The 13954-nt window shown below is 65.2% G+C and carries 15 protein-coding genes and 1 tRNA gene; 9 read left to right on the top strand and 7 right to left on the bottom strand.

The genetic code is table 11. The annotated features are described in order from the left end of the window. Positions 1-53: 53 nt before the first annotated feature. A complete protein-coding gene (locus JQ573_RS04100; protein ID WP_212311612.1) occupies positions 54-1046 on the bottom strand; it encodes an ABC transporter permease in 993 nt (330 codons plus the stop codon). Continuing rightward, positions 1043-2623, bottom strand: a complete 1581-nt coding sequence (locus JQ573_RS04095) for a sugar ABC transporter ATP-binding protein (RefSeq protein WP_212311613.1) — start codon at positions 2621-2623, stop codon at positions 1043-1045. The genes JQ573_RS04100 and JQ573_RS04095 overlap by 4 nt, the downstream gene beginning before the upstream one ends. 261 nt (positions 2624-2884) lie before the next feature. On the opposite strand from JQ573_RS04095, the gene JQ573_RS04090 reads away from it, so the two are divergent. After that, the gene (locus JQ573_RS04090) at positions 2885-4717 is read left to right on the top strand and encodes a PQQ-binding-like beta-propeller repeat protein (RefSeq protein WP_212311614.1); all 1833 of its coding nucleotides are present in this window, start codon (positions 2885-2887) and stop codon (positions 4715-4717) included. A gap of 290 nt (positions 4718-5007) precedes the next feature. Here JQ573_RS04090 and JQ573_RS04085 read toward each other — a convergent pair. Further along, a tRNA-Pro gene (locus JQ573_RS04085) sits at positions 5008-5084 on the bottom strand. 79 nt (positions 5085-5163) lie between these two features. Here JQ573_RS04085 and JQ573_RS04080 point away from each other — a divergent pair. The 4 genes from JQ573_RS04080 to JQ573_RS04065 all read left to right on the top strand — a co-directional run bounded on the left by JQ573_RS04080 (position 5164) and on the right by JQ573_RS04065 (position 8745). After that, the gene (locus tag JQ573_RS04080; RefSeq protein ID WP_212311615.1) at positions 5164-6150 is read left to right on the top strand and encodes an L-threonylcarbamoyladenylate synthase; all 987 of its coding nucleotides are present in this window, start codon (positions 5164-5166) and stop codon (positions 6148-6150) included. Between the two features lie 111 nt (positions 6151-6261). Next, positions 6262-7689, top strand: a complete 1428-nt coding sequence (locus tag JQ573_RS04075) for an FAD-binding oxidoreductase (protein WP_092124607.1) — start codon at positions 6262-6264, stop codon at positions 7687-7689. Between the two features lie 14 nt (positions 7690-7703). Beyond that, complete coding sequence (locus tag JQ573_RS04070; protein WP_212311616.1) at positions 7704-8144, top strand: GNAT family acetyltransferase; 441 nt, start codon at positions 7704-7706, stop codon at positions 8142-8144. 19 nt (positions 8145-8163) lie between these two features. Then, entirely contained in the window at positions 8164-8745 is a 582-nt protein-coding gene (locus tag JQ573_RS04065) for a GDP-mannose pyrophosphatase (protein WP_212311617.1), read from the top strand. 375 nt (positions 8746-9120) lie between these two features. On the opposite strand, the gene JQ573_RS04060 is transcribed toward JQ573_RS04065, so the two are convergent. After that, positions 9121-9561, bottom strand: a complete 441-nt coding sequence (locus JQ573_RS04060; RefSeq protein WP_212311618.1) for a hypothetical protein — start codon at positions 9559-9561, stop codon at positions 9121-9123. Between the two features lie 259 nt (positions 9562-9820). Between JQ573_RS04060 and JQ573_RS04055 the strand changes: the two genes are divergently transcribed. Further along, a complete protein-coding gene (locus JQ573_RS04055) occupies positions 9821-10075 on the top strand; it encodes a hypothetical protein (protein ID WP_092124604.1) in 255 nt (84 codons plus the stop codon). An 85-nt stretch (positions 10076-10160) separates the two neighbouring features. On the opposite strand, the gene JQ573_RS04050 is transcribed toward JQ573_RS04055, so the two are convergent. Further along, complete coding sequence (locus JQ573_RS04050) at positions 10161-10559, bottom strand: hypothetical protein (RefSeq protein WP_249131205.1); 399 nt, start codon at positions 10557-10559, stop codon at positions 10161-10163. Positions 10560-10758: 199 nt separating this feature from the next. Here JQ573_RS04050 and JQ573_RS04045 point away from each other — a divergent pair, with 199 nt between their 5' ends. Both JQ573_RS04045 and JQ573_RS04040 read left to right on the top strand, forming a co-directional pair. Continuing rightward, entirely contained in the window at positions 10759-11526 is a 768-nt protein-coding gene (locus tag JQ573_RS04045) for an SDR family NAD(P)-dependent oxidoreductase (RefSeq protein WP_212311620.1), read from the top strand. A 169-nt stretch (positions 11527-11695) separates the two neighbouring features. Then, entirely contained in the window at positions 11696-11956 is a 261-nt protein-coding gene (locus tag JQ573_RS04040; RefSeq protein ID WP_021076090.1) for a helix-turn-helix domain-containing protein, read from the top strand. Here JQ573_RS04040 and JQ573_RS04035 read toward each other — a convergent pair. Further along, complete coding sequence (locus tag JQ573_RS04035; protein ID WP_249131204.1) at positions 11953-12939, bottom strand: hypothetical protein; 987 nt, start codon at positions 12937-12939, stop codon at positions 11953-11955. The genes JQ573_RS04040 and JQ573_RS04035 overlap by 4 nt on opposite strands. Before the next feature lie 129 nt (positions 12940-13068). Here JQ573_RS04035 and JQ573_RS04030 point away from each other — a divergent pair, with 129 nt between their 5' ends. After that, positions 13069-13596: a collagen-like protein gene (locus JQ573_RS04030; protein WP_212311621.1), complete on the top strand. Its 528-nt coding sequence runs from the start codon at positions 13069-13071 to the stop codon at positions 13594-13596. A 56-nt stretch (positions 13597-13652) separates the two neighbouring features. On the opposite strand, the gene JQ573_RS04025 is transcribed toward JQ573_RS04030, so the two are convergent. Next, entirely contained in the window at positions 13653-13880 is a 228-nt protein-coding gene (locus tag JQ573_RS04025) for a hypothetical protein (RefSeq protein ID WP_212311622.1), read from the bottom strand. Positions 13881-13954 lie beyond the last annotated feature (74 nt).

Here is a 13954-nt window from a genome sequence, read left to right as displayed (position 1 = left end):
GCCGATTGACCGGAGGCCGGCGACCTTGCCCCTACACTTTTCCGAATCGTGCTCTAGCGTTTCGTGAAGGCTACCGCGGCCACGATGATCGCTCCCTTGATGACAAGCTGCATCGGCGAGCTGACGCCGAGCAGCACGAGGCCGTTATTGAGCGTGCCGATGATGAGGCTGCCGAACAGCGTTCCCAGGATGTAGCCGCGCCCGCCGAACAGGCTGCAGCCACCGAGGATCACCGCGGCGATGACGTCGAGCTCCATCCCCTGCACGACGTCGGGCCGCGCGGCATGTGAGCGCGCGGACAGCACCAGCGCCGCAAGCCCGGCCAGCGCGCCGGTCAGCACAAAGGCCGCCGTCGTCACCCATTTGGTGTTGATGCCGGAATAGAGCGCCGCGGTCGGATTGCCGCCGACCGCATAGATGCGACGGCCGAACACGTTGTAGTGCAGCAGCAGGATGCCGACGATCATCGCCACCAGCGTCCAGGCAATGGGAACGGGGATGCCCAGGAACGTGCCTTCGCCGAAGATCGCGAAATAGGTCTCGTTGGTGATGATGACCGGCTTGGTGTTGGTGACCATCATCGCCAGCCCCCGCGCCATGCTCAGCGAGCCGAGCGTCACCAGGAAGGACGGGATCGAGAGCTGCGTGGTCAGGATGCCATTGAGCAGCCCGACCAGCGCGCCGGTGCCGAGCCCGGCAACGGCGCCGACGAGCCAGCTGTTGCTGATCTGGCTCATGGCGAGCGCCGCCGCCATGCCCGACAGCGCCAATGTCGATGCGACCGACAGATCGATCTGGCGGGCGATGATCACGAAGGTCATGCCGACCGCGATGATCGACACCAGCGTCGTCTGGCGTCCGATGTTCAGGAAATTGTCGACCGACAGGAACCAGGGCGAGGACAGGCTGAACACGACGAGCAACACCACGAAGGCGATGTACAGCATGTAGGGCCGCTCGCCGCGCAGCAGGTTCTGCAGCAGCTTGCGACGTCGGTCGGTTCGGGTCGGCGAGGCGACGACATTTGGTGCGGTCAGTTCGGTCATGCGGGCAGCTCTTGCAATACGCCTTGTCCGGAAGCCTGGTACATCTGCAGGAGATGATGGAGCTCTTCGGCGTCGTCGATCTCGCCGCGCGCAAGCGTTCGCGCCACGCGTCCATCGACGATCACGGAGATGCGGTCGCAGAGCTCGATCAGTTCGACGAGATCCGAGGAGACGATCAGGACGCCGCTGCCGTCGCGGGCGGCATTGCGGATCACGCCGTAGATCTCCTCGCGTGCGCCGACGTCGACGCCGACCGTCGGCTCGTCCAGCAGCAGCACCCTCGGCCGCGGATCATTCCATTTTCCGAACACGACCTTCTGCTGGTTGCCGCCGGACAGTGTCCTGACCAGGCTGGAAGCGCCTTGCGCTTTGACCGAAAGCCGCGCGACCGCGGCGTCCGCACGCCGGGCGGCGGCGCGCTGCTGCATGAAGCCCCAACGCGAGAAATGCGGAATCCGCGGCAAGGTGATGTTGCGTTCGATCGAATGGTCGAGCACCAGGCCCTGCACATGCCGATCCTCCGGCACCAGCGCGACGCCCTGATCGATTGCATCGGCCGCGCTGTTCGGCAGCCACGGCCGGCCCTCGATCTCGAGCGTGCCGTGCTCGGCCGGCCGAAGTCCGAAGATCGTCTCCAGAATCTCCGTGCGCCCGCTACCGATCAATCCGGCAAGGCCGTGGATCTCCCCCTTCATTACCGACAAGTCGACGGCCGACAGCCGGTCATTCGACACGCCCGACAGCGACAGAACCGGCGATGAATCAAACGCACGCATTGCCGCGGGCGCGGCACGCGACGCTGCCGGCGCCAATCGATCGGTTCCGATGATGGCGTTCACCAGCCGCTTCATGTCGGTATCGGCGGTGACGAATGTGCCGGCATTGGCGCCATCGCGCAGCACCGTGACACGCTGCGAAATCTCGAACACCTCGTTGAGACGATGGGTCACGTAGATCACGCCGACGCCGCGGCGCGTCGCCTTGCCGATCGCATCGAACAGGATGCGGACCTCATCGGACGTCAACGAGGATGTCGGCTCATCGAGGATCAAGAGCCGCACCTCGCCCATCAACGCCTTGGCGATCTCCGTCATCTGGCGGTAGGCGAACGGCAGCGAGCCGACCGTCGCGCGTGTATCAAGGGGAATGCCGAGCTCCCCCAGGAACGCCTCGGCTTTGGCCATCAGCTCGCGCTTCCGGACAAAGCCGAACCGCGCGCGCGGCTCGCGGCCGAGCAACAGATTGTCGGCGACGCTCAGCGATTCGACGAGGCTGAGGTCCTGATAGACGACGGCGATCCCCGCTTCGCGCGATCTTGCCGGGCTGTCGAACATCACTGGCCTGCCGGCGATCTCGATCGTGCCGCTGTCGGCGGCATGAACGCCGCTGAGGATCTTGATCAGTGTGGATTTTCCGGCGCCGTTCTCGCCCAGCAGCGCATGTACCTCGCCGGAAAGGACCTCGAGGTTGACGTCACGCAACGCGCGCACGCCGCCAAAGCGCTTGTTGATGCCATCGACCGTCAAAAGCGACGCCGACGGCCGAGGCTCTGCCGCGATCGAACCGGACAATTCCATTTTCCTCCCATCGCCCGCGCGAGACGCTGATGCGATGATGACATTTTGTTATTTTTGCAACTTATTGTGTTATAATTCTATCACATCGGGCGGCCTGTCAATGGGAGATCACGCCGCCAGGCGCTCGATTTGGAGGCGGCCGGTCGCGACCGGGTCCGACCCGCCCGGCACACGCCGCCGGCCTCCCCACGCACAATGGAAGCCGGCAGGTTGTGCTACGCTTCGGTCGCTCATCTCATCAACCAACGCCGGTGAACCACGATGAAACTGAGTGCTGCGATTGCCGTCGTCCTGATCTGGTCCTGCCTTCCTGCGACCGCTCAGCAAGGCGGCGCCGCCCTCTACGCGCAACGCTGTGCGCAGTGTCACGACAGCAGCAACACCGATATTCGCGCGCCGAGCCGCACCGCGCTGCAATCGAGGTCGTTCGATGAGGTTCTTGGTGCGATCACCGCGGGCGCGATGTCATCCTTCGCGCAGGGGCTGACCAGTGACGAGCGGGCGGCCATCGCCTCGCTCGTCACCGGCAAGGCCGCTTGGCATGCGTCGGCCGACAGTACAGGCCAATGCGCGCAGAGCGAGACCGGTTTCCCGCAGCCGATCGATGGGCCACGGTGGAACGGCTGGGGCGCGGATCTCAACAACAGCCGGTTTCAGCCGGCGGCGATGGCCGGCCTCGCGCCAGACCAGGTCCCGCGGCTACGCTTGAAGTGGGCCTACGGGTTTCCTGGCATGTCCACCGCTAACGCCCAGCCGACTGTCATCGGCGGCTTGCTGTTCGTCGGCGGCGGCGACCGCAAGGTCCACGCCCTCGACGCCAAGGCCGGATGCACCCGCTGGGTGTTTCCGACCGACGCAGCGGTCAGGGCGGCCATCAGTTTGGTCCCGATGGATAACGGCCAATCCGCCATCGTCTTTGGCGATGTGCTCGCCAACGTCTACGCCGTGAATGCGACGACCGGCGCGTTGATCTGGAAGAGCAGGGTCGAGGATCATCTGGCCGCGCGGATTACCGGTGCGCCAACCTTCTATTCCGGCGTTGTCTATGTCGGGGTGTCATCGATCGAGGAGGCCACGGGATCCCGGCCCACCTACCAATGCTGCACGTTTCGCGGCAGCGTCGTTGCGCTGAAGGCCGAAACCGGTGCGCAGATCTGGAAGAGCTACACCATCCTTGAAGCACCGCATCCCACCCGGACGAACGCCATCGGGACGCAACTGTTCGGGCCGGCCGGCGCATCGGTCTGGTCCGCACCGACGATCGATGTTCAGCGCCAGGCGGTCTATGTCGCGACATCGAACAGCTATGCCGACCCGGCAACCGATACCAGCGATGCCATCCTCGCGTTCGATCTCGCGACCGGGCGAATGCTCTGGCATCAGCAAGCGACGCCCAAGGACAGCTTCGTCGTGGCGTGCTTCGGCACCGACCAGAGCAACTGTCCGCAGGACCGCGGCCCCGACCACGACTTCGGACAATCGCCTATCCTGGTGACCTTGCATAACGGACAACGCGTGCTGGTGATCGGCCAGAAATCCGGAGTGGTGCACGCACTCGATCCCGACCATGAGGGCAAGATCCTGTGGCAGACGCGGATCGGCCAAGGTGGCCCATTGGGAGGAACCGAGTGGGGCTCCGCCGCGGACCAGGAGCGAATTTATGTCGCCAATTCCGACGTGCGGTTCCTGAGGGACGGCACGATGCGTCTCAACTCAAGCGAAGGCGGCGGCCTGTTTGGCCTCGATCTTGCGACCGGGAAAATCGCGATGCAGGTGGCGCCGGTTGCCTGTGGCGATCGCCCCCAATGCAGTCCCGCCCTCTCCGCAGCGATCACCCTCATTCCCGGCGTCGTCTTCTCGGGTGGCGTGAGCGGCTTCTTGCGCGCCTACGCCACCGATGATGCGCGGCTGCTTTGGGAGATCGACACCGCGCGCGACTACACCACGGTGAATGGCGTTCCGGCCCGTGGCGGCGCCATGGACGGCCCCGGTGCGGTCGTCGTCGACGGCATGCTGTATGTCAATTCCGGCTACGCGCAATGGGGCGGCCTGCCCGGCAACGTTCTGCTGGCCTTCGAGGTCGGCAACCCCTGACAAACACGATGTCAGCATTTGCGACGGCACGTTGAGCACTACTCGCCACGGGCTATTCGTGCTTTGATGTCGGCCAGGACCGGCTGACAGGTCCGACGGGAGGCCTTCTAGTGCTTGGTGACGTGCGACGGAACATCACGTCAGGCGGCTTTTCCCTCGCGCCCAACAATCGTCGCGCGTCAGGTTCCGAGCGGCGTCGAATCGAATCGACCGACATGGCTGCCGCGCCCGAAATCGATGCGCATGTCGTTGCGCACAAAAAACACAGAAACTATAAGTGCTTGAAAGAATGGTCGGAGTGGCAGGATTCGAACCTGCGACCCCTGCGTCCCGAACGCAGTGCTCTACCGGGCTGAGCCACACTCCGACTAAGAGGCCGGCTTATAGCGTCGGGTTTCGGGGACCGCAAGGGATCACAAGGCACCCAATTGAGGAATCTAGTCACAGTGGATACAGGCCTGAAAACGCACATTTTGCCCGCCGGTGCCGCCGCCACTGCGACCGCGGCCGGGGTCCTGGCTGAGGGCGGCCTGGTGGCGTTTCCGACCGAGACGGTTTATGGCCTCGGCGCCGACGCCGGCAACGCCGCCGCGATCGCCCGGCTCTACCAGGCCAAGGGCCGGCCGGCCTTCAATCCGCTGATTGCCCATGTCGCCGATCTCGGCGCCGCGCGCCGGATCGCCCTGTTTGACGGGCAGGCGTTGCGCCTGGCGGAAGCGTTCTGGCCCGGTCCCCTCACCCTGGTGCTGCCGAAGGCGCTCTCCTGCCCGGTCGCCGAACTCGCGACCGCCGGGCTCGACACGGTCGCGATACGCATTCCGGCCCACAAGGTGGCGCGCGACATCATCAAGGCGTTCGGCGGTGCCGTGGTAGCACCGTCGGCCAATCTCTCCGGCCACGTCTCGCCAACCACGGCCGAGCATGTGAACGGCGATCTGGCGGGCCGGATCGACATGATCGTCGACGGCGGCCCGGTCGAGGTCGGCGTCGAATCCACCATCGTCGGCTGCTTCTCCGATCCGGTGCTGCTGCGGCCGGGCGGGCTGACGCGCGCCGAGATCGAGCGCGTGCTCGGACATCCGCTGCAATCGCCGCCGCCCGATGCGGAAGGCGACGCTCAGCCGATCGCCCCGGGCATGCTCGCGTCACATTATGCACCGCGGACACCGGTCCGGCTCAATGCGAGCGATGTCCATGTCGGCGAAGCCTTGCTGGCGTTCGGGCCGGCCAAGGTCGGGCGGCGTGAATGCGCCTCCGTGGAGATGAACCTGTCCGAGCGCGGCGATCTTGCCGAGGCCGCCGCCAATCTGTTCGGCTACCTTCGCACGCTCGACACGAGAAACGCAGATGCTATCGCCGTGATGCCCATTCCCGAGGACGGGTTGGGCGAAGCCATCAATGACCGGCTGCGCCGCGCAGCGGTTGGGCGGTAACAAGCATGACCCGGAAAGGTGCGAGCCGGTTTCCCCCGCGACAAACGCCAAGCGTTTGCGCAGAGGTCATGCCTCGATAAAGATCCCGACTGAGTGAAAGACCAAGAAAAAATGAACATCGTCCAATCAGCGGTGCCGCCGCTTCCGCCCGAATTGCTTGCAAAATTCCGCGCTATCGTCGGCGACAAATATGCCGTGACTGATGCCGCCGACATCGAGCCTTACGTCACCGAGGAGCGCGACCTGTTTCACGGCCGCTCGCCGCTGGTGCTGCGCCCGGGCTCGACCGCCGAAGTCGCTGCGATCTGCAAGCTTGCGAGCGAGCACAGGATCGCGCTGGTGCCGCAGGGCGGCAACACCGGCCTGGTCGGCGGGCAGACACCGCATCATGGCGAGGTCGTGGTGTCGCTGCGGCGCCTCGACAAGATCCGCGACATCGATGTCGAATCCAACACCATGACCTGCGAGGCCGGCGTAGTGCTGCAAATCGCGCAGCAGAAGGCAGCCGACGTCGACCGGCTGTTCCCGCTGTCGCTCGGCGCCGAAGGCAGCTGCACCATCGGCGGCAACCTCTCGACCAATGCCGGCGGCACCGGAGCGCTCGCCTATGGCGTGGCGCGCGAGATGGCTCTCGGCGTCGAGGTCGTGCTCGCGGATGGTCGCGTGCTCAACGCCTTGTCCAAGCTGAAGAAGGACAACACCGGCTACGACCTGCGCAACCTCTTCATCGGTGCCGAAGGCACGCTCGGCATCATCACGGCCGCAACCTTGAGGCTGTTTCCGAAGCCGCGCGCGGTCGAGACCGCCTATGTCGGCCTGAAGTCACCGGCGGCAGCCCTCAAGCTGCTGTCGATCTCGCGCAACGAGGCGGCGGGCAGCCTGACGAGCTTCGAATTGCTCGCCGACATCGCGGTCGATTTCTCGATCCGCCACGGCATCGATATCCGCGATCCGCTGGAGAGCAAGCATCCCTGGTACGTGCTGATGGAATTGTCGTCGTCGCGCGACGATGCCCGCGACGCGCTCGAGGCGATCCTGGCCCAGGGCATGGAGGACGGCATCGTCGATGACGCGGTCATCGCCGCCAATCTGAGCCAGCGCCAGGCGTTCTGGAAGCTGCGCGACGAGATGTCGGCGGCGCAGAAGCCGGAGGGCGGCTCGATCAAGCACGACATCTCGGTGCCGGTCGCAGCTGTTCCCGCCTTCATCGCGGAGGCCAATGCGGCGGTCGTGAAGCTGATCCCGGGCGCGCGGCCGGTGCCGTTCGGCCATCTCGGCGACGGCAATATCCACTACAATGTCAGCCAACCGGTCGGCGCCAATGCCGCCGACTTCCTGGCGCGCTGGCACGACGTCAATGCCGTCGTGTTCGAGATCGTGCTGCGGATGGGCGGCTCGATCTCGGCCGAGCACGGCATCGGCGTGCTCAAGCGCGACGAGTTGCCCGACGTCAAGGACAAGGTCGCGATCGAGCTGATGCGGCAGGTCAAGGCGATGCTCGACCCGCTCGGCATCATGAACCCGGGCAAGGTGCTGTGACCGTGCAGGCGACAATGCCCTCCTCTCTCGCCATTGCAGAGATCACCGACGCCGACGTCGCCGCTGTCGTCGCGCTGTGGCAGGCGTGCGGCCTGACCCGGCCGTGGAATGATCCCTCTGCCGACATCGTGCTGGCGCGGCGCGGACCGAGCTCGGCCATCCTTGTCGGCCGCAGCTCGGACACGATCGTCGCAACCGCGATGGTCGGTCATGACGGCCATCGCGGCTGGGTCTATTACGTCGCGGTCGATCCCAACCTCCAGGGCAAGGGGCTTGGCCGCACCATCATGGCGGCGGCCGAGGACTGGCTGCGCAACGCCGGCGTGCCGAAGCTGCAATTGCTGGTGCGCCGGGAGAACGCCAGGGCCGGCGCATTCTACCAATCGCTCGGCTATGAGGAGTCGACCTCGGTGATGCTGGCCAAATGGCTCGACGGTCGCGAAGCGACGCCGTGACAGAGTTAAGGATCGACGCATGAGCATCGCCGACCGCGTCCGCGTCAAGGACGTCCAGCTGCTTTCGAAGCGCCGCTACGAGCTGAAGAGCGCGACATTCGACTACCGCCGCAGTAATGGCGAATGGCAGACCCAGGTGCGCGAGGTCTATGACCGCGGCAACGGGGCGGCGCTGCTGCCCTACAATCTCAACACCCGCACCGTGGTGCTGGTGCGCCAGTTCCGCTATCCCGCATTCGCCAACGGCTATGACGATCTCCTGATCGAGGCCGCCGCCGGCATGCTCGACGATGCCGCGCCGGAGGCACGCATCCGCGCCGAGGCGGAGGAAGAGATCGGCTACCGGCTCGCGCATGTGCGCAAGGTGTTCGAAGCCTTCATGACGCCGGGGGCGGTGACCGAGAAGCTGCATTTCTTCGTCGCCGAATACGACGCCGCGATGCGCGTCAGCGACGGCGGCGGGCTCGCCGACGAGGGCGAGGACATCGAGGTGCTGGAGCTTGCGATCGACGACGCGCTCGCCATGATCAGCGATGGCCGCATTGTCGACGGCAAGACCATCATGCTGCTGCAATACGCAGCACTGCATCTGTTCAGGTGAATGCCGCCCCGTCCCGGCCTGGACCGAGGCGGCTCGCGCCATCAGCTAGACAAAATATCGAAAACAACCCCATGCAAAGTAGCCGGCGGCGGCCGGCGCTCGACTTGACACGTCGGGCAACTCACGGATACGCTTCCAATATTCCGAAATCACGCAAGGCGCACGCTGGCCCCTCGAGCCATAATGCTCCAGCCCCGTCATCCTGAGGTGCGAGCGAAGCGAGCCTCGAAGGATCGACGGCCCCGCTGGTGGCCGATTCATCCTTCGAGACGGCCGCGTTGCGGCCTCCTCAGGATGACGGGGATGGATTGAGTCCGCCTAAACGCCAGACATGTGTTGGGCTGGCGATCTGCTGCTCGTTACTCCCGCGATACTCTACCGCATCGTGATCGCAAGCCCGCTCAGATCGGCGTTGGCCATCAGGCCGACCTGGTGGCCGGTCAATTCGAGCACCGCGCCCTTCTGATTGGTCAGCACGATCGCGCGGGCACCGCGGCCGACGGCAAGCCCCGCGCCCGCCGCGCCATAGACGCCGGCAACGTCGGACGGACGATTGATATTGCTGACGCGGCCACGCAGCACGGTCTTGGAGCCGCCGAACACCAAGCCGTAGTCGAGACCGCCGGTGGACAGCCGATAGGAGCGGCCGCGGAACGTCAGCACGCCGCCGCCGCCGGAGCCGCCGATGAACCATCCGGCCTTGTAGATCGTGAGCGTCACGAAGCCGCTGTCGGCGCGAGCGGCGGTGGAGACAGCGAGGCCGGTGAAGGCCATCAGTGCGACCAGCGCGGCGCGAAGGGTGGATGAAAGTTTCATATGCGGTCTCCCCGGGATTTTCTCACGTCGATTTGCTCGCGTCGCGACGCGGGCGCGAATCGCAATGCGCCGACTGTAGCAAGCGCATCGTCAGGCGCAATTTGGCACAGCAGGCGTCCATTGGTGACGGGAATGTCCGCGCAAGCGGCGTTGAACCTGTTCCCGGGGTTGCAACACTCACTGCATGTCCGGGGCGATCGGCCCCTGAGCTCCAGGATTTCCCCGCGGAGCATTCACATTTTCAAACCGGAGATTTTCCATGCGTCGTCTTGCGATTGCCTGTGCCGCCATCGCCGCCACTGTGTCCGTGCTTGCCGCGGCAAGCCCGGCCAGCGCCACGCCCTATCATCTGATCCGTTGGCAAGACACCGGCTTCTGCCAGATCTGGGACCAGAGCATTCCGACCACGCCGTGGCCGGCGAACTTCGCCGTCGTCAGCGAGGAGCTGCCGACCTTCGACGCCGCGTTCAGCTACAAGACCGGCCTCCTCAACAACGGCACCTGCTCGTTCTGAGCGCCTCCCCGACCACGCACAGGGCGGACACGCGGCAACGGCGCGGCGTCCGCCCTCGTGCTGTCGGGCATGACGCAATCAGGCGTCAGTGATGCTTGATCAACGCGTCACGCGCGGCGGCGAGTTCGAGGAATGCCGGGCCGTTGCCGCCACCGTCGGGATGCACCGTCTTGGCGGCGCGCTTGAACGCCTGGTGGACCTCGTTCGCCGCGAGGCGGCGGCCGAACGGCAGGCCAAGCAATTGCCGGTAGCGCTCTTCCTGCGTCAGCGCCTTCGGCGTCAAGCCACGCCGGCCGAACTGCGGCGCGGACAGCATATGAAGCACATCGCTGACGATGCCGAGACGGCGCAGCGCCATCGATCGGGTGCGGCGGTCGGCCGATTTCAGCGCCGCCTGGCGCAGGATCGGCAGCACCTGTGCGGCCGCATGCCGCAGCGTTTCGTCGAAGTCGGTCGTGGCGATCTCGGCGATCATTCTGGCCATTTCGCTATAGTCGGGATCAGGCGCCGCGCAGAAGCGCGCGATTGCACCTTTCCAATGTCTGATATGCGAGTCCATGATCGGTCCGTACTGTCATCCGAATCCGGATAACAGCAACGCGCAAACGCGGCTTGGCGTTTCGGTTGGCGCAGTTTTGAATAGTGTTGTCGGCAACGCTCATAAATCAGAACGAGGAAACACCATGGCCCTTCTCGACAATCACATCGCCGTCATCACGGGTGCAGGCTCGGGCATCGGCCGTGCCATCGCCGCGGGCTACGGCCGCGAGGGTGCGCGCGTGGTGCTGCTCGACATGAACGGCGATGCCGCGGCGGAAGCGGCCAAGGAGATCCGCGACGCCGGCAGCAAGGCGGAGAGCTTTGCGCTCGACGTGACCAATCTCGACGCCTGTATCGCGATGGCGAAGCAAATCGCCGACAAGGTCGGACCGGTCTCAATCCTGGTCAACAATGCCGGCATCGCGCGCCGCAACGGTATGCTCGGTGCCGACGAGGCCGTGATCAAGGATTGGGAAGACATCATCTCGATCAATCTCACCGGCGTCTTCAATGTGACGCATTCGTTCCTCGCACCGCTGCGCAAGAGCAAGGGCCGCATCGTCAATATCGGTTCGATCCAGTCCTTCGTGCATCTGCGCACACCGAGCTCACCGGCCTACACCGCCTCAAAGCACGGCGTGCTCGGCTTCACCAAGGCTTTGGCCGCAGAGCTCGGCAAGGACGGCGTGCGTGTCAACGCGATCGGCCCCGGCTTCATCGAGACGCCGCTGAACGAGAAGGTGCGCGCCAGCAATCCCGACCTCGTGAAAGTCTTCATGGACCACACCCCGCTCGGCCGCGCCGGCAAGCCCGAGGACATCGTCGGCCCCGCGATCTTCCTCGCCTCGGACCTCTCGGCCTATGTCTCGGGATCGATCGTGATGGTCGATGGCGGCTACCGGACACTGTGACCGATGGAACCGCAATCGTGGCGATTTCTGGGTATTTTGCTTACAAAGCAGGGAGTTAGGGGCGCGTTAAGGACTTGTTAACCAAACCGGCACACCGTGGATATACGGGGTAGTTGGTTCTCGATGTCTCCGCCTCATCGACGAGGCGGGCGTTGATCGGGAGGAGTTCATGTCTTACGCGTCCACCGTACCGTCGCCGGAAGCACTGCTGCCGTCGCTGGCTCCAAATGAAATCGTCCCACTGCTGATCGGCGCGACCGTCGATGAGGTCGAGCGGGAACTGGTGCTGCAAACGCTCGCACGCTGCGACGGCAACCGCACCCGTGCCGCGCGCGTGCTCGGACTGTCGGTGCGGACCTTGCGGAACAAGATCCGCGAATATTCGGCCGACGGCATCGACGTGCCGCACAGCGAGCACGCCGCGGCCTAGATCGGCAGGTCGATCGCAAGACGCCGCCAGCGCGACAGCAACGCGGCGTCATCGTCGCCGAGGCAGCGTGCGAGATGCACGTCGGCCACCGCGGTCCGTTGCAGCGTCTGGCCCACCAGTGCGGTCGCATAGTCCCAATAGCCGCGCCGGCCGTTCGGATCCGCCGCGACCAGGGATTTTGCGAGGATCTCGACATAGATTGCGGTGGCAGCCTTGTGCCAGAGCTGACCTGCGCGCACCTCAGCTGCGGCCGCGCCGGTCCGCGCCTGCCACATCAGCCAGTAGCTCTCTTCTCCGGCCGCCCAATCCGATGACGGCAGCGACGGATCAAGACATGGCGAGCGGCACGCGAGTGGCCGCATCGCGCGCGCGTCGCAGAACACGGAGTAGTCAAGCCTGTCGTACCAGCTCGCGCGCAGCAATCGGCGGATCTCGTCCTGCTCGCTCGCCGCGAGCTGCCGCCCGCCCGCTCGCTCGAGATCGGCGATGATCGCGGCCACGCGATCACGATCGAATGGCTCGACCTCGAGCACCACGCCGATATTGTTCGGAAACAGCGCATCGAGCATGGCGACCATCTCGCGATAGAACGCGCGCGCCAGGCCGCCGCCGCGCCAGGCCTTCGCGATGCCGACATGGTTGCAGAAGATCAGGTCGCTTGCGTGATCGTAGGTGAAGAAGCCGAGCCCGATCGCGCGCCCGGCGCCGGCGCGCAGGATGAAGCAGCGCGAGTCGAGACGATAGGACATCTCGTGGCCGCCGACGCTGAAGTGTCGCCGCACGCCGACATCATCCGACAACAGCCAACGCACGATGTCGTCAGGGCTGTCGCGCTCGCTCGCAGGAAACAGCTCTTCATGGAGCGCGAGCACGCCCGTACTGCGAAAGGCCGCTTCATCAAGCACATCGTGTCGCGTCACGACGATGTCGAGCGGTTGCGGTTCGCCCGCGGCTTCGCGGTACATGCCGTCCAGAACCCGCAACACTCCCTCCGTTGTCATATGCGCATGGAATTATGACTGTTGATCGCTTGCATCGGCGCCGGCAGGCAGAATTGAAGCCGTGCTCCAACCTCTGTTACAAGCAACTTCAAATCGCGACGGAGCATAGCAGTGGCTGACGAGACAGTTTCCCGCCAGGGGTCACGAGGGGCACAGGGGCCGCAGGGCCGTCAGGGCGAGCCGGGAAAGCCCGGACCGCAGGGACATCCGGGGCGGCCGGGGCCCGAAGGTGCGCGCGGCAAGCCGGGTCCGCAGGGCAAGGCCGGCGTGGTCGGAAAGGCTGGCCCCCAGGGCAAGCCGGGGGCGCAAGGCAAGGCTGGCGTGCAGGGTCCGCGCGGCGAAGCTGGTCCACAGGGCCCGCAAGGTCCGGCCGGCCCGCGCGGTGAAGCCGGCCCGCCCGGCCAATTGCCGTCGATCGAGCAGGTGATGCCGTGGCTGCACATGATCTTCGACGCCTGGGAAGACTACAAGCGCACCAAGGAGCGTGAAGCCGCAGAACTCGCCGAACGCGATGCCGCCGAGCGCGCGGCAGCAGAGGCGATCGCCCTTGACGTCGACGCGATCGATTTCGCTGATGATGACGACGAGGACGACGATCACAAGAAAAAGAAGAAGCACCGCAAGAAGGACAAGAAGTAACCCTTCTTGTCCTTGCGCAGCGACACGGCCAGCTATGTCCGTGTCGCGCTCGATGTTTACCGCTCCGCGCCAGGATTGGCCGGAGGATCGGACGGCCGGGCAAGCTGCATGAGCTGGAAGACCCAGCGCATCGCGTAGTACCAGGCAACACCCGCGAACGCCCCGCAGGCCGACAGGATGATGACGTTGGCGAGGTCGATCGTGCCGCTCGACCACAGCATGCCGCAGGTCCAGAGAACGGCGAACGCAATCGAACAGAATGTGAGCAGGGCGGCAGGCTTCATGGCGTTTGCTCCGGGACCGGGGGGAACGGCCATGGTGCCCGCGCGCAGTGCGCCCCACCGTGACCTGCATCACG

The sequence above is a fragment of the Bradyrhizobium sp. AUGA SZCCT0105 genome (genome assembly GCF_018129565.1).
Classification (GTDB): domain Bacteria; phylum Pseudomonadota; class Alphaproteobacteria; order Rhizobiales; family Xanthobacteraceae; genus Bradyrhizobium.
The sequence above is the reverse complement of the archived record's forward strand: the minus strand, read 5'-3'. Positions and strand labels throughout refer to the sequence as shown.